The sequence below is a fragment of the Streptomyces sp. NPDC127595 genome, from assembly GCF_042671685.1.
Classification (GTDB): domain Bacteria; phylum Actinomycetota; class Actinomycetes; order Streptomycetales; family Streptomycetaceae; genus Streptomyces.
Window position 1 is genome coordinate 116,322 of sequence record NZ_JBHXWK010000002.1, and the last position, 22,336, is coordinate 138,657.

General features: G+C 71.3%; 20 protein-coding genes and 1 pseudogene. 6 read left to right on the plus strand and 15 right to left on the minus strand.

Annotation, left to right across the window (positions count from 1 at the left end; genetic code table 11):
• Positions 1-64: 64 nt before the first annotated feature.
• The 3 genes from ACFVKT_RS06955 to ACFVKT_RS06965 form a co-directional block, all read right to left on the minus strand.
• Entirely contained in the window at positions 65-1,222 is a 1,158-nt protein-coding gene (locus ACFVKT_RS06955) for an ROK family transcriptional regulator (protein ID WP_385728409.1), read from the minus strand.
• Positions 1,223-1,321: 99 nt separating this feature from the next.
• Positions 1,322-1,984, minus strand: coding sequence for a response regulator (locus tag ACFVKT_RS06960; RefSeq protein ID WP_385728411.1), 663 nt, complete (start codon positions 1,982-1,984; stop codon positions 1,322-1,324).
• A gap of 14 nt (positions 1,985-1,998) precedes the next feature.
• Entirely contained in the window at positions 1,999-3,150 is a 1,152-nt protein-coding gene (locus tag ACFVKT_RS06965) for a sensor histidine kinase (protein WP_385728413.1), read from the minus strand.
• A 108-nt stretch (positions 3,151-3,258) separates the two neighbouring features.
• Here ACFVKT_RS06965 and ACFVKT_RS06970 point away from each other — a divergent pair, with 108 nt between their 5' ends.
• Together ACFVKT_RS06970 and ACFVKT_RS06975 are read left to right on the plus strand one after the other, a co-directional pair.
• Complete coding sequence (locus tag ACFVKT_RS06970) at positions 3,259-4,194, plus strand: ATP-binding cassette domain-containing protein (RefSeq protein ID WP_385728415.1); 936 nt, start codon at positions 3,259-3,261, stop codon at positions 4,192-4,194.
• 2 nt (positions 4,195-4,196) lie between these two features.
• Positions 4,197-4,928, plus strand: coding sequence for an ABC transporter permease (locus ACFVKT_RS06975; protein ID WP_385728417.1), 732 nt, complete (start codon positions 4,197-4,199; stop codon positions 4,926-4,928).
• Positions 4,929-5,273: 345 nt separating this feature from the next.
• Here the strand turns inward: ACFVKT_RS06975 and mug are convergent, their stop codons facing one another.
• A complete protein-coding gene (mug, locus tag ACFVKT_RS06980) occupies positions 5,274-5,822 on the minus strand; it encodes a G/U mismatch-specific DNA glycosylase (RefSeq protein ID WP_385729882.1) in 549 nt (182 codons plus the stop codon).
• Positions 5,819-7,261: an adenylosuccinate lyase gene (purB, locus tag ACFVKT_RS06985; protein WP_385728419.1), complete on the minus strand. Its 1,443-nt coding sequence runs from the start codon at positions 7,259-7,261 to the stop codon at positions 5,819-5,821. The genes mug and purB overlap by 4 nt, the downstream gene beginning before the upstream one ends.
• 231 nt (positions 7,262-7,492) lie before the next feature.
• Here purB and ACFVKT_RS06990 point away from each other — a divergent pair, with 231 nt between their 5' ends.
• On the plus strand, positions 7,493-7,912 hold the full coding sequence (locus tag ACFVKT_RS06990) for a carboxymuconolactone decarboxylase family protein (protein WP_385728421.1): 420 nt from the start codon (positions 7,493-7,495) through the stop codon (positions 7,910-7,912).
• Positions 7,913-7,927: 15 nt separating this feature from the next.
• Here ACFVKT_RS06990 and ACFVKT_RS06995 read toward each other — a convergent pair whose 3' ends face one another.
• The 8 genes and pseudogenes from ACFVKT_RS06995 to ACFVKT_RS07030 form a co-directional block, all read right to left on the minus strand.
• A complete protein-coding gene (locus ACFVKT_RS06995; protein WP_385728423.1) occupies positions 7,928-8,287 on the minus strand; it encodes a DUF4326 domain-containing protein in 360 nt (119 codons plus the stop codon).
• Between the two features lie 67 nt (positions 8,288-8,354).
• Entirely contained in the window at positions 8,355-9,137 is a 783-nt protein-coding gene (locus ACFVKT_RS07000) for an SGNH/GDSL hydrolase family protein (RefSeq protein ID WP_385728425.1), read from the minus strand.
• A 199-nt stretch (positions 9,138-9,336) separates the two neighbouring features.
• Positions 9,337-10,350 (minus strand): hemolysin family protein, encoded by a 1,014-nt coding sequence (locus ACFVKT_RS07005; protein ID WP_385728427.1) that lies wholly within the window; start codon positions 10,348-10,350, stop codon positions 9,337-9,339.
• A complete protein-coding gene (locus tag ACFVKT_RS07010; RefSeq protein WP_385728429.1) occupies positions 10,347-11,672 on the minus strand; it encodes a hemolysin family protein in 1,326 nt (441 codons plus the stop codon). The genes ACFVKT_RS07005 and ACFVKT_RS07010 overlap by 4 nt, the downstream gene beginning before the upstream one ends.
• A gap of 170 nt (positions 11,673-11,842) precedes the next feature.
• The gene (locus ACFVKT_RS07015; RefSeq protein WP_385728431.1) at positions 11,843-12,268 is read right to left on the minus strand and encodes a GNAT family N-acetyltransferase; all 426 of its coding nucleotides are present in this window, start codon (positions 12,266-12,268) and stop codon (positions 11,843-11,845) included.
• Between the two features lie 62 nt (positions 12,269-12,330).
• Positions 12,331-13,203, minus strand: a complete 873-nt coding sequence (locus ACFVKT_RS07020) for an LLM class F420-dependent oxidoreductase (protein WP_385728433.1) — start codon at positions 13,201-13,203, stop codon at positions 12,331-12,333.
• A gap of 81 nt (positions 13,204-13,284) precedes the next feature.
• Positions 13,285-15,852 (minus strand): ABC transporter permease, encoded by a 2,568-nt coding sequence (locus ACFVKT_RS07025; RefSeq protein WP_385728436.1) that lies wholly within the window; start codon positions 15,850-15,852, stop codon positions 13,285-13,287.
• A gap of 342 nt (positions 15,853-16,194) precedes the next feature.
• A pseudogene (locus ACFVKT_RS07030) lies at positions 16,195-16,954 on the minus strand (ABC transporter ATP-binding protein); the annotation flags it as partial.
• Positions 16,955-17,160: 206 nt separating this feature from the next.
• On the opposite strand from ACFVKT_RS07030, the gene ACFVKT_RS07035 reads away from it, so the two are divergent.
• Entirely contained in the window at positions 17,161-17,436 is a 276-nt protein-coding gene (locus ACFVKT_RS07035) for a toxin-antitoxin system HicB family antitoxin (protein WP_385728439.1), read from the plus strand.
• Positions 17,437-17,440: 4 nt separating this feature from the next.
• Positions 17,441-17,815, plus strand: a complete 375-nt coding sequence (locus tag ACFVKT_RS07040) for a fic family toxin-antitoxin system, toxin component (RefSeq protein ID WP_365442790.1) — start codon at positions 17,441-17,443, stop codon at positions 17,813-17,815.
• Here the strand turns inward: ACFVKT_RS07040 and ACFVKT_RS07045 are convergent.
• Positions 17,810-18,520: a class I SAM-dependent methyltransferase gene (locus ACFVKT_RS07045; protein WP_385728441.1), complete on the minus strand. Its 711-nt coding sequence runs from the start codon at positions 18,518-18,520 to the stop codon at positions 17,810-17,812. The genes ACFVKT_RS07040 and ACFVKT_RS07045 overlap by 6 nt on opposite strands.
• 129 nt (positions 18,521-18,649) lie before the next feature.
• Positions 18,650-19,333: an esterase/lipase family protein gene (locus ACFVKT_RS07050; protein ID WP_385728444.1), complete on the minus strand. Its 684-nt coding sequence runs from the start codon at positions 19,331-19,333 to the stop codon at positions 18,650-18,652.
• Positions 19,334-19,583: 250 nt separating this feature from the next.
• Here ACFVKT_RS07050 and ACFVKT_RS07055 point away from each other — a divergent pair, with 250 nt between their 5' ends.
• A complete protein-coding gene (locus ACFVKT_RS07055) occupies positions 19,584-22,328 on the plus strand; it encodes a LuxR C-terminal-related transcriptional regulator (RefSeq protein WP_385728446.1) in 2,745 nt (914 codons plus the stop codon).
• Positions 22,329-22,336 lie beyond the last annotated feature (8 nt).

Sequence of the window (22,336 nt, forward strand, 5' to 3'; positions counted from 1 at the left end):
GACCGTCCCGCCCCGGAAGACTCCGGGGCGGGACGTTTTTGCATGCTCCCTGGGCCGGTTCCGCTCAGCGGCGCGCGGTCACGGTTCCCTCCACCGCGAACAACTGCTCCTCCACATGGTCCAGAGCCAGCCGCAGAGCACCCGTCGCCACGGCCGCCTCACCCAGGATGGAGAGGGCCACCTTCGGCGGACGCAGGCAGTAGCGCGCCAACTCCCGCCGCAGCGGCTCCAGTACGCCGTCCAGACCGGCCGCCCAGCCGCCGATGACGACCAGCTCCGGGTCGAGCGCCAGGACGAGCGCCGCGACGTCGTGGACGAGACGCTGGATGAAACGGTCGACCGCCGCGACGGCCCGTTGGTCGCCGCCCCGGGCGTAGGCGAACACCTCGGCGACCGCCTGCTCGTCGAGCGGGTGCAAGGGCTCGTCCGTGGTGGACAGCAGCGTCTCCGGCGTCACCCCACGGCCCAGCAGATGCAGCGCGCCGATCTCCCCGGCCGCGCCCCCGTACCCCCGGTGCAGCCGTCCGCCGATCAGCGAACCGGCGCCCGGACTCAGCCCGGCCAGCACGAACACGACATCGTCCGACTCGGTGGCCGCACCCTTCCAGTGCTCGGCGACCGCCGCCGCGTTGGCGTCGTTCTCGACCAGCACCGGGCACTTGAAGGAACGGCTCAGCCGCTCGCCCAGGCGCAGGCCGGTCCACTCGGGCAGCGCCGTGCCCAGGCGTACGGTGCCGTCCGCCTCGACGATCCCGGGGCTGCCCACCCCGACCGCACGCAGCGAACTGCGGGCGACACCGGCCCGGCGCAGCAGCTCGGCGACCGCCGTACGCAGCCGCTCCAGCCGCTCGTCGGCTGACGCCGCCTCCTCCACGTCCTTGGACATGGCGCCCAGCACCTTGCCGTCCAGATCCGCGAGCAGCGCGGACACCCGGTGCGGGCCGATCTCCAGGCCCAGCAGATGCCCCGCCTCGGCCCGGAACCGGTACCTGCGCGCCGGACGGCCCTGGCGCCGGGCAGCGCCCTCCTCTGCCGCCTTCTCGACCACGAGGCCGGCTTCCATCAGCCCCTCGACCACTCCCTCGACCGTGGGCCGGGAAAGTCCGGTCACCCGGGTGATCTCGGTGAGGGTCGCGCAGTCCGTGGTGCGCAGTGCGTGCAGCACCACTGCGGAATTGATCCTTCGCAGCAGAGAGGGATCCCCGCCGGTCAACTGCCCCAACGTCCGTCCTCCCAGCTCGTGCGCGTATTGGCCGGATCGTACTCGGCGCGGCGGACCCCGGCGAGTGCCGGGGACCAGTTGGTTACTGACGGGTCGGACTCACCCGGGTGCCACGAACCCCGACTCGTACGCCGCGATGACCGCCTGCGTACGGTCCCGGGATCCCAGCTTGGTCAGTACGGCGCTGACGTGGGACTTGACCGTCTCGGTCCCGACGATCAGCCGTGCGGCGATCTCCGCGTTCGACAGGCCCCTGGTCATCAGCCGCAGCACCTCCGCCTCACGCTCGGTCAGGGAGGCCCGCTCCATGGCGGCACGCGCCGCGGGATTCCCGGCGCTGTCGCCGTACTCGGCGGCCAACTGCCGTACGGAGGCGGGGAACAGCAGTGACTCGCCCTCGGCGACGAGCCGTACGGCGTGCACGATCTCGGCGGGCCGCGCCCGCTTCAGCAGAAACCCGTCGGCTCCGGCGCGCAGCGCCTCGTAGACGTACTCGTCGTTCTCGAACGTCGTCACCACGAGGATCTTCGGCGGATCGGCCACGGTCCGCAGCACCGCGCGGGTGGCCTCGATGCCGTCCATCAGGGGCATCCGTACGTCCATGGCGACGACATCGGGCCGCAGCTTCCGCACCAGGGGGATCACCGCGGCACCGTCGGCCGCCTCACCGACGACCTCGATGTCCGGCTGGGCCTCCAGGACGGCACGCAGACCGGCACGGACGAGGGGTTCGTCGTCGACGAGGAGAACGGTGACCGGCATCCGGCCAGCGTAGATCAGCGAAGTGGCAGCTCCACATGCACCTGCCAGTCACCTTCGTCCGGTCCCGTACGGGACCGGCCGCCGAGCAGCGCCGCCCGCTCGCGTATGCCACGCAGCCCGCTGCCCCTGCCGGGCCCCGGCATCTCCGCGGTGAGCGGATTGCGGACCTCCAGGACGAGCCTGCCGTCCTCGACCTCGATACGGACCCGGGCCGGGACACTCCCCGCATGCCTCAGGACGTTCGTGAGCGACTCCTGGAGGATGCGGTACCCCTCGCGGGACAGCGGCCCCGGGACCGTCTCCACCGGACCCGTCACCTCGGCGTCGACCTTGGCTCCGGAAGCGCGTGCCGACTCCAGGAGCCGGTCGGCCTCGGCCAGCGTGGGGCGGCTGCTCACCGGACGCTCCGCCTCCCGCAGCACGCCGAGCACCCGCTCCAGGTCTTCCAGGGCGGCCCGGCCGGTGTCCTCGATGGCGCCCAGCGCCCGGTCGGTGAACGCGGGGTCACCGGCCGCCCTGGCCGCGCCCGCCTGCACCACCGCCACGGTCAGCGCGTGACCGATGGAGTCGTGCAGCTCGCGGGCGATGCGGTTGCGCTCCAGGAGCTGCTCGGTGCGCTCCTCCAGGGCGGCGAGCCGCTCGGAGGGCGAAGGGCCGAGCAGCCGGCGCGCTATCACCGTGATCAGCTCACCGAGGCCGACGACCGCGCCGTACAGGGCGAGCAGCGGGAAGGGGAAGAGCAGCGCGTAGGCCCAGTGGGGGTGCGAGGGCACGAAGGGGTTGTCGGTCGTATCGTGACCGGTCGCCGCGTAGACGAGATCGAAGGCGATCAGCGGCAGCCAGACGGTGAGGCAGCTTGCCGCCAACCCGCCTACCAGCCGGATTTCCAGCCAGAGCACGGTCCGCCAGCGGTCCCGCCACGTGACCGAAGGAGCGACAGAGAAGGCCCCCTCCCCGCCGTCTCGCGCCAGCATGAACTGCGCCTGGACGCCCTCACCCCGCCGGACGGCCGGGATCAGCCCCAGCGGAACCAGCAGCACGGCGGGCATCCACGGCTTCGACATGTCGATGAACAACCACACGCTGGTGAACAGCATCGGCACCCACAGATGCAGCCAACGCGTGTACGTCGTCCCCCGAAGCAGCGGGCGCAGAAAACGGGCCATTGCGCCATCGTGACAGGCCCCACTGACAACGGGCTTCCCCCAGGCGGGGGAGACGCTTGCCACCTGCGGGGGAGGTGACGCCCCCTCACCGGCCGCCAGTCTGAGGCCATGACCAGCATCGACGTCCAAGACCTCACCAAGGAGTACGGCAGCAAGCGCGCCGTGGACCGGCTCACCTTCAGCGTTCTCCCCGGCCGTGTCACCGGCTTCCTCGGTCCCAACGGCGCCGGAAAGACCACCACCATGCGGCTCGTACTGGGCCTGGACCGGCCCACCTCCGGCACCGCCACCGTCGGCGGCCGCGCCTACACCACCGTCCACGAACCCCTGCGCCACGTCGGCTCCCTGCTCGACGCGCAGGCCCCGCACGGCTCGCGCACCGCCCGGGACCATCTGCGGGCGCTCGCCGCAAGCAACCGCATCCCGGAGCGCCGTGTGGACGCCGTACTTGAAGAGGTGGGGCTCGCTTCCGTCGCGCGGCGCCGGGTGAAGACGTACTCCCTGGGTATGCGCCAGCGGCTGGGCGTCGCGGGCGCACTCCTCGGGGACCCGCCGGTGGTGCTGCTCGATGAACCCTCGAACGGGCTCGACCCCGAAGGGATCATCTGGATCCGGGAGTTGATGCGCGCGCTGGCCCGCGAGGGCCGCACCGTCCTCGTCTCCAGCCACCTCATGAACGAGACCGCGTCCTTCGCCGACCATCTCGTCGTCCTGGGCCGGGGCAGGCTGCTCGCCGACACGCCCATGCGTGACTTCATCGACGCACGCGTGCAGCCCCGTGTCCGGGTGCGCACCACCGATGGCGCCGCGCTGGGCGGCCTGTTCGCCGAGCACGGCATCGAGGCGGTCGAAGGGGAGGACGGACGCTGGACCGTCCTCCACGCGCGCCTGGATGACATCGGACTCCTCACCTCGGGCGCCCGGGTGCCCATTCTCGAACTCGCCGCGGAGGAGGGCACGTTGGAACAGGCCTACCTCGATCTGACGGCCGCCGAGACCGAGTTCGCCGCCACGCAGTCCCCGACGCAGTCCCAGGAGGCCTGACCATGACGTTCGCACCCGCACTCCACGCGGAATGGATCAAGATCCGGACCCTGCGGTCGCTGGTCGGAGGGCTGTGCGGCGTTCTCCTCGCCACCGCGCTCTTCTCGGCGATCGCCGGGCTCGACACCGAGGGGACCGAAGGGGAGGGTTTCGACCCGCTGTTCTCGGCGTTCTTCGGCGTCAGCTTCGGACAGATAGCGGCCATCACCTTCGGCGCGCAGGCCGTCTCGGCCGAGTTCCATGGCGGTGCGCTCCGCGTGTCGTTGGCCGCGGTGCCCGACCGGCTGCGGTGGTTCGCGGCCAAGGCGGTGGCGATCGCCGTTCCCGTGCTGGCCGTCGGCCTGGTCACGGGGGCGGTGAGTCTGGCCGTCGGGAAGGCGGCTCTCGGGACGAAAGCGAGCGGGCTGAGCTGGAGCGAGGGCCTGCGTGGTGTCGTCGGCTGCGGCATCTACCTGATGCTCATGGCCCTGTTCGCGGCCGGTCTCGCCGCCGTCCTGCGCAGCGGTGTCGCCACCCTGAGCATCCTGATCCCGTTCCTCCTGATCGTCTCCTTCGTCGTCGGCAGCGCTTCCGGAGGCGTGGCCGACTTCCTGCCCGACAAGGCGGGCCAGGTGGTCTTCCACGAGACATGGGACGGCGCCCTCGGACCCTGGACGGGGCTCGCCGTGACCGCGGCCTGGACGGCGGCAGCCCTGGCGGCCGGCACGTGGAGCATTCGCCGCCGCGACGCCTGACCCGTCGTCTAGAACGCGGACGTGCGGACGTGGGCGCCGGCCCGCCGGTGGCGAGCGGCGCCGCCCGCCCGGCAAGCCCTGGCGGCAGCCGCCTGCGATCCGCCGCCCCTGGACGGCAGTTGCCCCGAGTTACTGCTCCTCGGTGACAGCCGGACCGGATCCCCTGGTCCCTGGTGGCAGCCGCACGGGCTCTCTTGGTCCACGGTGGCAGCCGCCCCCGATTTGCCGGCCCTGGGTGGAACGCGCCCCGAGCTGCTGCTCCTCGGTGGCAGCCGCACCTGATCCCCTGGTCCAGGGTGGCAGCCGCCCCCGATCCGCTGACCCTGGGGCAGTCGCCCCGCCCCGCTAACCCTCGGAGGCAGCCGCCCGCAACCGCCCGTACTCCTCCGCCATCGTCGCCGCCGTCCAGTGCGCGTTGAGACCACTGGGGTTGGGGAGCACCCACACCCTGCTGGCCCCGATCCGCCTCTCGTGGGGGCCGATGGCGGCCTTGCGGTCATCGAACGCCGCCCGGTACGCGGTCACGCCCACCACGGCGAGCCAGCGCGGCCGCAGCCGTTCCACCTTGGCGGTGAGCAGCCGGCCGCCCTCGCGGTACTCCTCGGCGGTCAGTTCGTCGGCACGAGCGGTCGCGCGCGCCACGACGTTCGTGATGCCCAGGCCGTACGACGGCAACTCGCCCTGTTCCGCGGGCTTCATGAGACGCGGTGTGAAGCCGGACAGGTGGAGCACCGGCCAGAAGCGGTTGCCGGGGCGGGCGAAGTGGTGGCCCGTCGCGGCCGTCATGAGGCCGGGGTTGATACCGCAGAACAGGACGCGGAGGCCGACCGCGGCCACGTCGGGGACGAGACGGTCGCGGGCGGCCTCCAGTTCCTGCGGGGTGAAGCGGGTCAGAGGATCGCCCCCGGCGTGTAGCCCGCGGCCTCCGGGTGCTGCTTCACGATCTCCTCGATACGGCCGACGACGACGGCGACCTGGTCGGCGGCGGCCCCCGTGAAGGACAGCTTGTCGGCCATCAGTTCGTCGAGCTGGGCACGGTCCAGCGGGATGCGCTCGTCCGCGGCGAGCTTGTCGAGCAGTTCGTTGCGCTCGGCGCCCTGTTCACGCATGGCGAGGGCCGAGGCGACCGCGTTCTCCTTGATGGCCTCGTGCGCGACCTCCCGGCCGACGCCCGCGCGCACCGCGGCCATCAGGACCTTGGTCGTCGCGAGGAACGGCAGGTAACGGTCCAGCTCACGCGCCACGACGGCCGGGAACGCGCCGAACTCGTCGAGGACGGTGAGGAAGGTCTCCAGCAGGCCGTCCAGCGCGAAGAACGCGTCGGGCAGCGCGACCCGGCGTACGACCGAGCACGACACATCGCCCTCATTCCACTGGTCGCCCGCCAGCTCGCCGGTCATCGAGGCATAGCCGCGCAGGATCACCATCAGGCCGTTGACGCGCTCGCAGGAGCGGGTGTTCATCTTGTGCGGCATCGCCGAGGAGCCGACCTGGCCGGGCTTGAAGCCCTCGGTCACCAGCTCGTGCCCGGCCATCAGCCGGATCGTCTTGGCGGTCGAGGACGGAGCGGCCGCCAGCTGTACCAACGCGGTCACCACGTCGTAGTCGAGCGAGCGCGGATAGACCTGGCCGACGGAGGTGAACGCCTGCGAGAAGCCGAGGTGCCGGGCGATCCGCTGCTCCAGATCCGCGAGCTTCGCCGCGTCGCCGCCGAGCAGGTCGAGCATGTCCTGAGCTGTGCCGACCGGGCCCTTGATGCCGCGCAGCGGGTAGCGGCCGAGCAGCTCCTCGACCCGGCCGTACGCCACCAGCAGCTCGTCGGCGGCGGTCGCGAAGCGCTTGCCGAGGGTGGTGGCCTGCGCCGCCACGTTGTGCGAGCGGCCGGCCATGACCAGCTCGCCGTACTCGCCCGCGAGCTTGCCGAGCCGTGCCAGGACGGCGACCGCACGGTCGCGTACCAGCTCCAGCGAGAGCCGGATCTGGAGCTGCTCGACGTTCTCCGTGAGGTCCCGGGACGTCATGCCCTTGTGGACCTGCTCGTGCCCGGCGAGATCGTTGAACTCCTCGATCCGCGCCTTCACGTCATGCCGCGTGACCTTCTCGCGCTCGGCGATCGAGGCCAGGTCGACCTGGTCGAGCACCCGCTCGTAATCGGCGATGGCGGCGTCCGGCACCTCGATCCCGAGATCCTTCTGAGCCCGCAGCACGGCGACCCAGAGCTGACGCTCAAGCCGCACCTTCTGCTCGGGCGACCAGAGCGTGGCGAGCTCGGCGGAGGCGTAACGTCCGGCGAGGACGTTGGGGATACGGGGCTTTGCGGGCGCGGGAGTCACGTGTAGGGAGTTTACCCGGCGTCTTTGGGGCCCCGGACCGTGCGCACAGTCCCGGGAGACCAGGTCGGAGGCCTTCCGGACAACATCCACGACCGCAGGGCCATGTGGCGATCCCCCACATCAGGTGCTCGCCCGCCCTCCCAGTGTTCGACCTGGAGCGCGCTCCAGGTCCTAGGGTCGTGCCATCACCCTTGGACAGTCAGTCCCCAGGCAGAAAGAAACGGGAGCACCATGACCAATCCCTCCTCGGCCGAGTCCCGCCAGGAACGTTTCGACCGCGGGATGGAGACCCTCGTAGCCGTCGTCGGCGAAGGCGGCCGGAGCGTGATCGATGCCCTCGCCGACATCCACCCCGAGTTCGCCCACCAGATCGTCGCCTGGGGCTTCGGGGAGATCTACAGCCGCCCCGGCCTGCCTCCCCGCGACCGGCAGTTGGTCACCCTCGGCATGCTCACCGCCCTCGGCGGCTGCGAACCGCAGTTGGAGGTGCACCTGAACGCGGCACTGAACGTCGGCCTCACCCCCGAAGAGATCACCGAGACGCTGCTGCACACCGTGGGGTACTGCGGCTTTCCCAAGGCACTCAACGCCACCCTCGTCGCCAAGAAGGTGTTCGGCGAGCGCGGCCTGCTTCCGGTCGGGAACCAGTAGGCCCGTTGTGAGCCGTTACCGAGCCGAGCGGATCGGGCCGGAGCCCTCCGCGATCTCGGCCAGGATGTCGGCGTGGCACAGCTCGGGGGCGCACCAGCAGGCCAGGGTCATGCCACTGAGGGCCGGTACCTGAGCGAGCAGGTCGGGGCGGTCGAGGAGATACGCGCGGTACTTGTCCATGACCTCGGCGCGGGTGCCGTCCCGCTTCTTGGTGGGGGTGTCGTACGCGAAGGGGTTGTAGAGCGGGTGCGGGGGGAGGTCCCAGTGGCCCATGGTCCAGCGGCGGCCGACGTAGACGAGGTCCCCGGGCGCGTGTTCGAGCCGGGGGCCGAAGTCGTGGATACGGCCCTTGAGGTTGATGACGTTGGCGCTCACACGCGGCTCCGTTCTGTTGGCTGGGCCCGCCAGCGCCCATCGGTCGACGCCGGCGGTCCCTGGTGGCCTACGCCGGCGGCTCCTCGTACGGATACAGCTCGGGGCGCTTCGGCGGAAGCCCGTCCCCCGACGAGCGCCCCGTGAGGCGGCGGCCGATCCACGGCAGCAGGTGCTGCCTGGCGAAGCGGGCGTCGGCGGTCCGGCGGGCGATCCAGCCGGGCGGCGCCGTGGGCGGCATCGGCGTGTGCCAGTCCGTGTCCTCCGGGTCGTACCCGAGCACCTGCCACACGGCCTCGGCGACGCGGCGATGCCCCTCGCCGGTCAGGTGCAGCCGGTCCACGTCCCACATACGGGGGTCTGCGAGCGAGGGCGCCCCGTACAGGTCGACCACCAGCGCGCCGTGCCGCTTCGCGAGGTCTTCGACGTGGTTGAAGAGCTCCTCCATACGGGGCCGGAACCGTTCGAGAACCGGGCCGGTGCGGCCGGGGCTGCGCATCAGGACCAGTTGCTCGCACGCGGGGGCGAGACGCTCCACGGCTTCCTCCAGGAGACCGCGGACACGTCCCATGTCGACCTTGGGCCGCAGCGTGTCGTTGAGCCCGCCGACCAGCGTGATCACATCGGGCGCCATCGCGGCCGCCACGTCCACCTGTTCCTCGACGATCTGCCCGATCAGCTTCCCGCGGACCGCGAGATTGGCGTACCGGAACCCGGGCGTCCGCGCGGCCATCCGGCCCGCCAGGAGGTCGGCCCAGCCCCGGTAGGAGCCGTCGGGCAACAGGTCCGACATGCCCTCGGTGAAGGAGTCGCCGACCGCGACAAGGCTGGTGTAAGTGGCATTCGTCTGCATGGCTGAAAAATGTTAACCCGCACGCATACCCGTCGGTAGGTCAGGCCCCGCTGGGACACGAAAGCCCCGCTGGGACACGAAAGCCCGCCTGGAACACGCCAAGCCTCGCCGGGACACGCAAGCCTCGCCGGGACACGCAAGCCCCGCCGGAACACGCCAAGCCCCGCCGGTCCCGCCCCCGTCGCCCGCGGACCCACCCTCACACCCGCTTCCCGAACAGCTCCCGAAGCACGTCCTCCATCGTCACCAGGCCCGCGAGCCGCCCGTCGCTGCCCAGCACGGCCGCGAGATGCGTACGACTGCGCCGCATCGCGGTGAGCACGTCGTCCAGCGGGGTGCTCTCCCGGACGCGCGCGATGGACCGCATGTCCGACACCTCGAACGGACGGTCGCGCGGCGTCGCGTCCAGGGCGTCCTTGACGTGCAGATAGCCGACGATACGGCGCCCCTCGTCCACGACGGGGAAGCGTGAGAAGCCGGACTCGGCGGACAGCTGCTCCAACTGCTCAGGAGTGACGCCCACGCGCGCGTAGACCACGCGTTCCAGCGGGAGGACGACATCGCGGACGGGCCGGCGGCCGAGTTCCAGGGCGTCGTTCAGCCGCTCCTGGGCGCGGTCGTCGATGAGTCCCGCGGCGCTGGAGTCCTTGACGAGGCGGGCCAGCTCGTCATCCGTGAAGGTCGCCGATACCTCGCCCTTCACCTCGACCTTGAGCAGTTTGAGCAGCGTGTTCGCGAAGGTGTTGATGGTGAAGATCACCGGACGCAGTGCCCGGGAGAGCCACACCAGCGGCGGTCCCAGCAGCAGCGCGGTGCGCACCGGCTCCGCGAGCGCGACGTTCTTCGGCACCATCTCGCCGAGCAGCATGTGCAGATAGGTCGCCAGGGCGAGCGCGATCACGAAGGAGACCGCGTGACCCGCGCTGTCCGGCACCCCCACCGCGTGGAACACCGGCTCCAGCAGATGCTCGATCGCCGGCTCGGCCACGATGCCGAGGACGAGGGTGCACAGGGTGATGCCGAGCTGCGCGGCCGCAAGGAGCGCGGACACGTGTTCCAGTCCCCACAGCACGCTGCGCGCCCGCCGGTCGCCGTTCTCGGCGTGCGGCTCGATCTGGCTGCGGCGGACCGAGATCAGCGCGAACTCGGCGCCCACGAAGAAGGCGTTCACGACGAGCGTCGCGAGGCCGATCAGCAGTTGTACGGCGGTCATCGTGCCCCCTCCTCCTCGGTGCGCGGCGCGTGCAGCAGCACACGTGCGGCGCGTCGGCCCGAGGCGTCCACCACGTCCAGCCGCCACCCGGCGACCTCGAAGCTGTCCCCGACGGCGGGAATGCGGCCGAGCTCGGTCGCGACGAGGCCCGCGAGGGTCTCGTACGGCCCGTCGGGCACCCTGAGCCCGACCCGTGCGAGCTGGTCGGTGCGGAGGGATCCGTCGGCCTCGTACAGCGCGCGGCCGTCGTCGTCCGTGCCGACCGGTGCCAGGTCGGACAACTCGTGCGGGTCGTGCTCGTCGCGTACCTCGCCGACGACCTCCTCGACGATGTCCTCCAGCGTGGCGACCCCGGCGGTGCCGCCGTACTCGTCGATCACCACGGCCATCGTGCGCTGGCCGGACAGCCGGTCGAGCAGCCGGTCCACGGTCAGCGACTCCGGTACGAACAGGGGTTCGCGCATGATCTGGGAGACGGGGGTGCGGCTCCGGTGCTCCGCCTGCACGCCCAGCACGGCCTTGATGTGTACGACGCCGACGACCGAGTCGAGACTGCCGCGGTAGACCGGGAACCGGGACAGCCCCGTCGCCCGGGTCGCGTTCGCCACGTCCTCGCAGGTCGCCTGCGCGTCCAGCGCGATGACCTGGACGCGCGGAGTCATCACGTTCTCCGCGGTCAGGTCGGCGAGGTTCAGCGTCCGCACGAACAGCTCGGCGGTGTCCGCCTCAAGGGAACCCTCCTTGGCGGAGTGCCGGGCGAGGGCCACCAGCTCCTGCGGTCCGCGCGCGGAGGCCAGCTCCTCCGCGGGTTCGAGGCCGAAGCGTCGCACGACACGGTTCGCCATGTTGTTGAGGTGCGCGATGAACGGTCGGAACGCGGCACTGAACCAGCGCTGCGGTGTCGCCACCCGCTTGGCCACCGCCAGCGGCGAGGAGATCGCCCAGTTCTTGGGCACCAGCTCGCCGACGACCATCAGAAAGACCGTCGACAGGCCCGTACCGATGACCAGCGCCACCGAGTGCGACGCCGAGGTGGAGACGCCGGCCGACTCCAGCGGGCCCGCGATCAGCTTGGCGATGGACGCCTCGGAGAGCATGCCGACCACCAGGTTGGTGACGGTGATGCCGAGCTGGGCGCCGGACAGCTGGAAAGTCAGGTTCCGTACGGCCTTCAGGGCGCCCTGGGCGCCGACCTCGCCGCGCTCGACGGCCCGCTCCAGCTCGCTGCGCTCGACCGTGGTCAGCGAGAACTCCGCCGCGACGAACGCGCCGCAGGCCAGGGAGAGCAGGACTGCCACCAGGAGGAGGAGCAGTTCGGTCATCGGGTCACCTCCGTCCCATGATCGGCCAGGGCCGGGGGGACCGCGCGATGTCGTCCGACGCTGCGGGAATCGCGGCGTCGGACGAGGGGAGGCTCGCCCATGGGCGGACGCTCACACACCTTTCAGCGGGCCGACGGATCGACCCATGGTAAAGGGATGGTCAAGTGAGCCTAGTCGCCGAGAGGCTTCACCCAACGGCGCCATTGCTCCTCGGGCGCATACCCCGCCGCCCGCCACGCATGTTGCGCGGTCTCGTTCCGTTGGAGCACCATCGCATCGCCGCGGCGCCCGCCCAGTCGTACGAACCGCTCCTCGGCGGCCGCGAGGAGCGCCGAGCCGATCCCCAGCCGTCGCCGTCCGGGATGCACCGCGAGCCGGTACAGATGGCAGCGCCAGCCGTCGAAGCCCGCGATCACCGTACCGACCAGCTCGCCCGCACGCTCTGCGAGGATCAGCGCCTCGGGGTCGCGGGAGACCAGCCGCTCCACGCCGTCCCGGTCGTCGCTGATGCTCGTGCCCTCGGCGGCCACCTTCCAGAAGGCCAGCACGGCGTCGAGATCGTCGGGCGCCGCGGCCCGTATCCGCAGTTCAGTCATGCCGCGATGACAACACGCACGGTTGTGGCAGCGCGCGGAGTTCCACTATCCGGGCAGTGGGTTCACTCCTCGCGCAGTGCCTTGATCACCGTCCCGAAGGCTTCCATGTACGGCTCCAGGACGGTCAGATACGAGAACCCGTACCGCTCCCGCTGCGCCCGCACCTGTGTGGTGAGCTGTTCCAGAGTGCCGATCAGGAAGATGGGAAGGTCCAGGACCTGTTCCAGGGTCAGCTGGGGCACGCGGGGGAGCAGTTCGCGCACCGCGGCCTCGCGGTCGTCGGTGACGACGACCATCTGAATGAGCACGTTCAGCTCGGCGGGTTCCTTGCGGCCCACTGCCAGGCTCCGGTACGCCGCCACCCGCTCGTCCAGTTCCGCCGCCGTGAGCGGCGCCAGTGTCCCCGTCACGCTGCCCGGCACCGACCGCGCTCCCGTGAACGCCGCGATGTCGGCGTGCTCCGCGGTGAGCCGCAGCATCCGGTCGCCGTTGCCCCCGATCAACAGCGGTACCCGCGGCGGCTGTTCGGCCGCACCGAGCAGCCGCTCCAACTCCTCGACCGTACGCACGAGATGGTCCACCCGCTCGCGTGCGGAGCCGAAGGGCAGCTCCGCGGTGTCGTGCTCCGCCTGTATGTAGCCGGTGCCGAGCCCGAGTTCGAGGCGGCCGCCGGTCAGCGCGTCCGTGGTGGCCACCTCGCGGGCCAGCAGCGTGGGATTCCAGAAGCCCGCGTTGAGCACGAAGGTGCCGACGCGGGGCCGCTCGGTCGCCTCGGCCGCCGCCACCAGGGACGGGAACGGCGCGGGCATGCCGAGATGGTCGGGGACCAGGATCACGTCGTAACCGAGCTGTTCGGCCCGGCGGCACTTCTCGCGCCACTCGCCGGCGGGCGCGGGGTTCGTCAGGCTGACGCCGAAACGGAAGCGACGGGGCATGAACTCTCCTCAGCCCTGGGCGAATTGACGGGGGCGGGACATCACTCGTGTGCGATGGCTGCAAGCACTTTCGTCGGGACATCACTCGTGTGCGATAGCTGCAAGCACGTTCATACGGGACGCGCGCAGCGCCGGCAGCAGCGCCGCCACGATGCCCACGAGCGCCGCACCGACCACCACCGCGATGATCGTCGTCCAGGGAACGGCGAACGCCTTCATGCCCTGAAGGGCCAGCACCTGTTGCACACAAACGCCCCAGACCAGGCCGAGCGCCAGGCCGAGGATCGCGCCGAACACGGCGATCACCACCGATTCGAGGCGGATCATCCGGCGCAGCTGACGCCGGGAGAGCCCGATGGCGCGCAGCAACCCGATCTCGCGGGTGCGCTCCACGACCGACAGGGCAAGGGTGTTGACCACGCCGAGCACCGCGATGACGATCGCGAGCCCGAGCAGCGCGTACACCAGGTAGAGCAGCACCGCGATCTGGTCGTGGACCAGCTTCTTGTAGTCGGCCAGGTCGCGTACCTGCACCTGCGGATACGGATCGAGCGTCCTGTCCAGATTCGCGCGCAGTGTGTCGGCGCCGGTGCCCGAGGCCGCGTTCACGTACAGCGCGGAGTCCTGACCGCCCGGCACGTACTTCTCGATCGTGGCGAAGCCGAAGAACAGCCCGCCCTGCATCCCGAACCCGTCGGAGCCGTCCTGGTCGGTGAGCGCCCCCACCGTCAGCTCGGTGCTCCGTCCGGCGGGGAACTCGACGGGGATCGTGCTGCCGACGGTGACGTCGTGATCCTTCGCGAAGTCCGCGTCCATGGCGATCTTCCCGTCGTCGAGCGCCGCCGCGCTGTTCCCTTGCGTGTACGTGACGTGGGCGACCTCGTCGAGCTGCGGATCGTAGGCGGTGGCGGTCGTCTCGACCCGCTTGCCGTCGGGCAGCCGCACGGCGACCGGTGAGAAGCGCTGGCGGACGACGAGCCCGGTGCCCTCCGTGCCGCGGACCTTGTCGGTGACCTCCTGCGAGAACGGCACGAAGTTGCTGTTCTGGATCACGAAGTCGGCGCCCAGCGTCTTGTCGATCTGCTCGTCGAAGGACTTGGACATGGACGCGCTCGCCACGGACATCCCGCCGACCAGGGCGAGGCCCACCATCAGGGCGGCCGCGGTGGCCCCCGTGCGGCGCGGATTACGCAGCGCGTTGCGCTGGCTCATCCGGCCGACCGAGCCGAACAGGGCGGGGAAGGCTCCGCCCAGGACGCGGATCACCGGCCGCACCAGCAGCGGACCCGCGATCACCGTGGCGATGAGCGTCAGGACGACACCGAGTCCCAGCAGTGACGACGACGTCGCCGTACTCGAAGAGGCGGCGCAGCCCGCGAGCGCGGCGGCGCCGGCCGCCCCGACGACCGAGCCGACCACCGCACGCACCCGCAACGGCCGTCCCACACCGGCGACTTCGGCATCCGAGAGTGCCGCCATGGGGGAGACACCCGACGCGCGCCGCGCCGGGAGATAGGCCGCCACGAAGGTGACGCCCACCCCGACGACGTACGCCGACACGGGCGTCGCCACACCGATCACCATCTCGGTGGACTTGAGGTTCATGCCGAACACGCCCATGAGCTCGATCAGTCCGGCCGCCAGCCCGATGCCCGCGGCGAGGCCGAGCGTGGAACCCACCAGACCCAGCAGCAGCGCCTCGGTCAGCACCGACCTGCGCACCTGTCGGCGATCGGCACCGAGGGCGCGCAACAGGCCCAGTTCGCGGGTGCGTTGGGCGATCAGCATCGAGAAGGTGTTGACGATGAGGAAGACGCCCACGAGAACGGCGATTCCGGCGAAGCCGAGCATGACGTACTTGATGACGTCCAGGAATCCGCCGAGTTGGGCGGCGGCGTCCTCGGCCTGCTCGTCGGCCGTCTTCAAGTCGTAGGTGCCCGTGCCGAGTTCGGCGGCGATGCGCTGCTTCAGCACGGCGTCGGTGACGCCCGGGGCCGCGTCCACCGAGATGCTGGTGGCGGCGTCCGGGCTCCCGAGGAGCTGGTCGGGCGCGGTCCGGCTGTCCAGGAACACCAGCGCGGCACCGGGGTTGGTGGTGGTGAAGGTGGCGATGCCGACGATCTCCACCTTGAACGTACCGGGCTGCGCGAGCACGGTCAGGGTGTCGCCGACGCTCACGTCCTTGCTCTCGGCGGTGTCCGCGTCGAGCAGCGCCTCGCTGGCCCCTTCCGGTGCGCGGCCGGAGGTCAGCTTCACCGGGCTGCGGTCGGTGAGGTACCAGTCGGTGGCGATGGTGGGCGCGCCGGTGGTCGGCCCGACCGACTCGTTCTTGCTGTCGACGACCGTGATGTTCTCGACGGACGCGTCCGCGTGGGTGGACTCGACCCCGTCGATCTCCGAGATACGGCCGGCCAGCGAGGCGGGCACGGTATCGGCGGCCCCGGACGGGATCTGGGAGTTGAGATCGTCCTTGGGGCCCACCGTCACATCGGCGGAAGTGGAGGCGAAGAGCCGGTCGAAGGTGCGGGTGACCGTGTCCGAGAAGATGAGGCTGCCCGCGACGAACGCCACGGACAGCACGACCGCCAGCGCCGAGAGGAGCAGCCGCCCCTTGTGCGCGAGAAAGCTCCGCAGTGTCGCCTTGAGCACGACCGCCTCAGTCCTTGTCGAGGGTTACGTCGCGGGTGTCGCCGTCGGCGTTTGCGCGACCGGCGTCGGGGTCGGTGGTGGTTGTGTGACGGGTGTCGCCGTCGGCGTTTGCGCGACCGGCGTCGGGGTCGGGGTCGGTGGTGGTTGTGCGGCGGGTGTCGCCGTCTGCGCTTGCGCGACCGGCGTCGAGGTCGGTCGTGGTTGTGTGGCGGGAGTCGCCTTCGCTGGTCACGACATCGGAGCTGCCGTCAGGACCTGCGGCACTGGAGCCGTCACCGTCATCGAGCGGTACCGGGACCGCGTCGGTAGCGGACGTCTGCCTGCCGCCCTGCCCGCCCGTGGAGCGCCGCAACCGCTCCAGCACCGCGTCCGCCGTCGGCCGCTCGATCTCGTCGACGATCCGTCCGTCCCCCAGGAAGAGCACCAGGTCGGAGTGGGCGGCGGCGCTCGGGTCGTGCGTGACCATGACGACGGTCTGGCCCAGTGTGTCGACCGCCTCGCGCAGGAAGCCGAGGACTTCGAGCCCCGCGCGGGAGTCGAGGTTGCCGGTCGGCTCGTCGGCGAAGATCAGCTCGGGGCGCGAGGCGAGTGCGCGGGCACAGGCAACGCGCTGCTGCTGGCCGCCGGAGAGCTGCGACGGCCGGTGCTTCAGCCGGTCCCGCAGACCGAGCGTGTCGATGACCTGGTCCAGCCACTTCTGGTCGGGCTTCTGGCCCGCGATGTCCATGGGCAGGGTGATGTTCTCGGCCGCGTTCAGCGTCGGGATCAGGTTGAACGACTGGAACATGAAGCCGATCCGGTCCCGCCGCAGCCGGGTCAGCTCGCGGTCCTTCAGCCCGGTGATCTCGGTGTCGCCGAGCCACACCTGTCCGGCCGAAACGGTGTCGAGCCCCGCCAGGCAGTGCATGAGGGTGGACTTCCCGGAGCCCGACGGGCCCATGACCGCGGTGAACCGGCCACGCGCGATGTCGACGTCGACCGCGTCGAGGGCGAGCACGGTCGTCTCGCCCGAGCCGTAGGCCTTGGTCAGACCGCGGGCGCGAGCGGCGGTCCCCTCGGCTTCCGCCCGGCCGACGACGTGCTCCGCAGCAGGTGTGGACAAGGCCGCCTCCTCAGTGATGGACGTCCCGACTCCCTTGTCGCGGCCGAGCCTAGTGTGATCCTGGGCACACCCGGTATCCCCCCGAAGTGCTGGGCCCTTCTCCGCCCCAGGTCCTGCCCCTGATACCCGTGTAAGGGGCAATCTCCACCCTCAGGGTCAGGGATGCCCTCTTGCCGGTGCTAGCGATTCGGCGCTAGCTTCTAGGTATGGCGAAGACTCAGCTGAACGTACGAGTGGACGAGGGCACAGCCCGGGCCGCTCGCGAACGAGCTCTGGAGCGCGGGATGAGTGTCAACCGCTACATCGAAGAGCTGGTCAGACAGGACACCGGGGAAGTCGGCCACACCTTCGTCGACGCCGCCGCCGACTTCATGAAGCAGTACGAGAGCGTCTTCGCCGAGGAGTTCGGCTCGGACCGAGAAGGAAGTCGAGCGGCCAACCGGGCCGGCGACCACGCGAGCACGCGCGAAGGTCGTCGCTGATCCCTTGAGCAGTCTCAGAGTCGACCTTGCCTGGCTCCTCATGATCGCCGAACACCAGACACCCGGAGACCCCCAGGTCACCGACTGGGGAGCCCTCGTCGCCGCCGTCAGCCGGCACGAGGCGGAGATATTCGGCATTCCCGTCTACGACAGCCCGCACGCCCGCGCCGCCGCGCTGCTCCAACTCCTCCTGCACGTACCCGCGCTCGAACGCTCCAACGCGATGTTCGCCTCGGCCGTCGCGTACGGCTATCTCGTCGCCAGCGGCCTCAAGGTCGTCACGTCTCCCGAGCAGGTGCGGGAGCTCGCCCGCCTGGTGAAGGGCGGCGACGCGACCGTGCACGACATCGCGCAGGAACTCCGGCAGTGGAGCTTATGAGGCCTCCGCCGAGGGTTCGCCACCCTCGGCCACGGGGCGGCGGGCGGTGCCCAGTACGCAGTAGGAGGTGGGCAGCCGCGGTCCCTTCTCGGGCATCAACATCCGCCGGTACGGGCCCAGTTCGAACCCGGCATCCCGAAGCGCGGCGATGGGGTCGCGCGCCAGATGGCAGCCGCCACTGAGCCGCGGCCACACCGTGCGGTCCAGACCGCGCTGGGCGTACGTCATCGAACGCCCGCCGCCTCGGCCGTGCTCGAAGAACCGCAGGGTGCCGCCGGGCCGGAGCACGCGCCGCAGCTCGGCGAGGGTGCGTGGCACATCGCGCACACTGCACAGCACCAGCGAGACCACAGCCGCGTCGAAGGCCTCGCTCTTGACCGGCAGAGCCTCCGCCGTGCCCGGCGCCACGTCGACGGGCACCTCGGCGCGCAGGGCGGCCTCGACAGCCAACTGCCGCAGCAACCGCTCGGGTTCGATGGCGACGACCTCCGAGACGGTGCTCGGATAGTGCGCGAAATTCAGTCCGTTTCCCGCACCGATCTCGATGACCCGCCCCGAGAGCCCGGCGAGCAGCCGGCCGCGTACGCCGCCCATGCCCATCCGAGTCTCGGCGGCGACGCTGACACGGGCGTAGTAGCGCGCGAACAGGGGATGGTGCACGGGGTCCCGCGACACCTTGCCGGAGCTGGCGGACCGGAGCGGCATGACGGACCTCCCGGGAGGACGGGTCTTACCGCGATTGTCCCCCCTGAGGGTCCGTGGCACCCCCGCTGTGTGGTCCCGGCCGCGCAGGGACCACACAGCGGCGGCGCTCCGGTGCGTCGGGCGGGGTCGTCAGGCGATGAAGTTCCGCACCTGTGTGTAGACGCCGTAGTCGTTGTTCGTGTCGGTGTGCGCGATGCATCCGACTCCCACGTTCGTTGCGCCGTTCAGAAGGGCGGTGCTGTCCGGGTCGAGGTACTCGTCGCAGTTCGACCAGTAGCTGGCGTAGGAGACGCTGCCCGGTGTCTCGTCACCCGAGTTGAGCGCGGTCAGGAAGGAACTGCCGGTGTTCATCTGGGCGCAGGACGTGTAGAGCCACGCGCACCACCCGGCCAGGCTCGTGCCGTGGTTCGTCCCGGCGACCGAGACGAAGTCGTCCACGTACGCCGTGCCGCCGAGGTTCTTGAGGTAGTAGCGGGAGCTGAGCGGGCCCATGGAGTGGGCGACCAGATCGACCTTGGACGCGCCGGTCGCCGCGAGCACGCTCTGGACCTTGGTGGCGAGCTGCTGGGCGGTCGTGACGTTCGACTGCCCCCAGCTGTACGACCACGCGTACAGCTCGGAATCGGTGTAGCCATCGGCCTTGAAGTCGGCGATCCAGTCGTCCCAGCTGCTCGCCGAACTGCTCAGCCCGTGGACGAAGATCACGGGGTTGTGGGTCGCGGCCTGTGCGGGCGCGGAGAGGGAGAGTGACAGAAGGAGCGCGGCGGCCACGGTGGAGAAGAACGCGGCGATGCGACGCATGCGGGTTTGCATGGTGCCTCCTGAGTCGGGTGGGGTAATCAGGAGTGTCGGCCGGGGTCTACGCGCGGCGCATCGGTGAACTCGCCGGTCTTTACTTGTCAGTTAACCCGCCAGTAACGTCATACAGGTGGTGACTCCGGTGAACCCCCCACCTCTCCCGCCCACTTCGCCACCGCCACGCACACCCACGTGGCAGCATCCCGACCCGGCACGGCGCGCACCCGCCGCGCAGCCCGGGCTCGGCCTCTCACTTTCCGAAGGTGTGCGTGTACGGGTGCTGCGCGCCGCCCACGGCGACCGGCACGCGGCCGCGGAACTCGCCTCGCTGCTGACGGAGCGTCAACTCACGGGCCTGGACCCGCTTCCGGCTCGCCCGCCCGCGCTGCTGCGCGCGTACCGCCAGGAAGTCCGCGCCCTGCCGGACAGCACCCGCTTCCTCCTGCTCCTCGCGGCGGCCGACCAGCACCCGGTGGCCACCCAGGCCTACCTGCGTGCCGTCACCGCGGCCCGGCTCGACACCCGGCACCTCGACGCCGCCGAGGCGGCCGGGCTGGCTCATGCCACGGCCGACGGGATCGTCTTCCGCGACCCGTGGACCCGGATCGCCGTGTACGAGACGGTCCCCCCGTCGGACCGGCGCGAGGTCCACCAACTGCTGGCGCGCGTCCTGCGCGGCGAGGGCGAGGAGCCGCGCCGTGCCTGGCACCAGGGAGCCGCCGCGCTCGGCCCCAGCCGAAGGCTTGCCGCGCGGCTCCGAGTGGCCGCGGACCTGGCGCGCGCCACGCGTGAACACGCCCTCGCCTGCGCCCTTCTGGAGCGCGCCGCCGCCCTGGCGCCCGATCCGCGCGAGCGCACCCACCTGCTCGCCCGCGCCGCCACCGACGCCTGGCACTCCGGCGACACCGACCGCGCCCGCCGCCTCGCCGCGGCCACCCCCGACGACGCGCTCAGCGGCCTGCTGGCCCTGCGCGCGGGCAACGCGACCGACGCGTTCGACGCACTCCTCACGGCGGCGGCCCGCTGCGCGGTGCAGGGGGCGAGTGGGGCCACCGATGAGCTGCGGGGGAGTCCTGCGGGCGCCGAGAACACTCGGGCAGCTCGGCGGCATGCGGCCGACGGCGGTCCCGCTGCCCGGGGCCCCGGTGGCGAGCTGCCGGAGGCACCCGTCCGCGCCACGCTTGGCGTGCACGGCACGGGCGGCGAACTGCCGGAGGCACCCGTCCGCGCCAGGCCTGGCGTGCACGGCACGGGTGGCGAGTTGCCGGTGGTCGAGGTCGGTCTCGGGTTCTCCGATGTGTCGCCGGTGGTCGATGTGGGCGTTGTCGGTGAGCTGCCTGTGGTCGAGGTCGGTCTCGGGTTCTCCGATGTGTCGCCGGTGGTCGATGTGGGCGTTGTCGTTGAGCTGCCTGTGGTCGAGGTCGGTCTCGGGTTCTCCGATGTGTCGTCGGCGGCCGGCGTGGGCGCTGTCGGTGAGCTGCCGGTGGTCGAGGTCGGTCTCGGGCTTTCTGATGTGTCGCCGGTGGCCGAGGTCGGTCTGGGGCTCTCCGACGAGTCGCCGGTGGTCGGGGCCGGCGCTGTCGGCGAGCTGTCGTTGGCCGACGGCGGCCCGGCACTCTCCCCTGACTCGCCGGTGGACACGGATCGCACCGCGACCGGCTCGCGAAGACCTGACAGGGATCGGCCGACCGCCGAGGCGCGCCTCGCACGTGGTGCCGCCGCCGTGCACCTGCTCGCCCGGGTCACCGAAGCCGCCGTCTATACAGGTGATCTGCGCCGGTGCCGGGAGGCGGTCGCCGTCGCCGACCGGCTCGGAATCGTGCCGCCCGGCACGCTGGGCGGGCTGGCCGCTGCCTTCGAGGGGCGCTACGAGGACGCGCGGGACCTGCTCGAAGCGGCAGCCGGACGGTGCGGACCCGGTGGAGACCCCACTCTGCTCATCCACGCCGCGATCGCGGCACTGCTTCTCGGCGACCACGCGCGAGCCTCCGCCGCCGCCTTGCGGGCCGCCGCGTCGGCCCGCGCCAGGGGTGAGACCGTGACCGTGCCGCAGGCGATGGAGTTCAGGGCGTACGCCGAGTTCTGGACCGGCCGCTCCCGCGCCGCGGAGGCCGACACCCTCGACGCGCTGCGTCAGGCGTACGCCACAGGTCAGGACAACGGTGCCTGCCATCTCCAGGCAGCCCTGGCCATGTTCGCCGCTCTCACCGGTGACGAGGACGTATGCCGGGAACGCGCCGAGTCCGCCCGCTCCTACGCCCTGGCCCGTGGCCTCGGCCTGCCCGCCGCGCTGGCCCTGTTCGCACTCGCCTTCCTCGACCTCGGCGCAGGCCGGTTCGCCGCCTCCGCGGCCCGCTTGCGCGCCCTCGCCGGATTCGGACCGGGCCACGGGCACCGTGCCATCCGCCACATCGCGACCCCGCTCTACGTCGAGGCCGCCGTCCGCAGCGGCGACACCCGCGTCGCCCGGGCCGCCCACGCCGCCTACGACCGCTGGGCCCGCACCGTCCGCAGCGCCGACGACCTCGCCCTCAGCGCCCGCTGCCACGCCCTCCTGGCCTCCGGCCCCGAAGCAGTCGAGCACTACCGCACCGCCCTCGATCTGCACGCCGCCGGCACCCGCGACTTCGAACGGGCCCGCACGGAGCTGCTGTTCGGCGGTGCGCTACGACGACTGAGGCACCGTACGGAGGCACGCGACCGGCTGCACAGCGCCCTCGAGGCGTTCGAGCACTTCGGGTCGGCGCCGTGTGCTGCGCAGGCCCGGGCGGAGCTTCGCGCCCTGGGGGAGCCGGCCCTCCCCGCGCGCGGACAGGCGGACCTCGCGACCCGCCTGACCGCTCAGCAACTGATGGTGGCCCGCATGGCCGCCGAGGGGGCGACCAACCGGGAGATCGCCGCGCGGCTCGCGCTCAGTCCGCGCACCATCGATCACCATCTGCGCGGTGTCTTCGCCCGGTTGGGTATCCGATCGCGGATCGAATTGGTGCGGTTGATCGGGGAGGGGTGACTGGTGTG

Excerpts from the sequence above, each read along its gene's own strand:
- ACFVKT_RS06960 (WP_385728411.1), bottom strand. The coding sequence starts at position 1,984 with ATGCCGGTCACCGTTCTCCTCGTCGACGACGAACCCCTCGTCCGTGCC.
- ACFVKT_RS06965 (WP_385728413.1), bottom strand. The coding sequence starts at position 3,150 with ATGGCCCGTTTTCTGCGCCCGCTGCTTCGGGGGACGACGTACACGCGT.
- ACFVKT_RS06970 (WP_385728415.1), top strand. The coding sequence starts at position 3,259 with ATGACCAGCATCGACGTCCAAGACCTCACCAAGGAGTACGGCAGCAAG.
- ACFVKT_RS06975 (WP_385728417.1), top strand. The coding sequence starts at position 4,197 with ATGACGTTCGCACCCGCACTCCACGCGGAATGGATCAAGATCCGGACC.
- ACFVKT_RS06990 (WP_385728421.1), top strand. The coding sequence starts at position 7,493 with ATGACCAATCCCTCCTCGGCCGAGTCCCGCCAGGAACGTTTCGACCGC.
- ACFVKT_RS07000 (WP_385728425.1), bottom strand. The coding sequence starts at position 9,137 with ATGCAGACGAATGCCACTTACACCAGCCTTGTCGCGGTCGGCGACTCC.
- ACFVKT_RS07005 (WP_385728427.1), bottom strand. The coding sequence starts at position 10,350 with ATGACCGCCGTACAACTGCTGATCGGCCTCGCGACGCTCGTCGTGAAC.
- ACFVKT_RS07010 (WP_385728429.1), bottom strand. The coding sequence starts at position 11,672 with ATGACCGAACTGCTCCTCCTCCTGGTGGCAGTCCTGCTCTCCCTGGCC.
- ACFVKT_RS07015 (WP_385728431.1), bottom strand. The coding sequence starts at position 12,268 with ATGACTGAACTGCGGATACGGGCCGCGGCGCCCGACGATCTCGACGCC.
- ACFVKT_RS07020 (WP_385728433.1), bottom strand. The coding sequence starts at position 13,203 with ATGCCCCGTCGCTTCCGTTTCGGCGTCAGCCTGACGAACCCCGCGCCC.
- ACFVKT_RS07035 (WP_385728439.1), top strand. The coding sequence starts at position 17,161 with ATGGCGAAGACTCAGCTGAACGTACGAGTGGACGAGGGCACAGCCCGG.
- ACFVKT_RS07045 (WP_385728441.1), bottom strand. The coding sequence starts at position 18,520 with ATGCCGCTCCGGTCCGCCAGCTCCGGCAAGGTGTCGCGGGACCCCGTG.
- ACFVKT_RS07050 (WP_385728444.1), bottom strand. The coding sequence starts at position 19,333 with ATGCAAACCCGCATGCGTCGCATCGCCGCGTTCTTCTCCACCGTGGCC.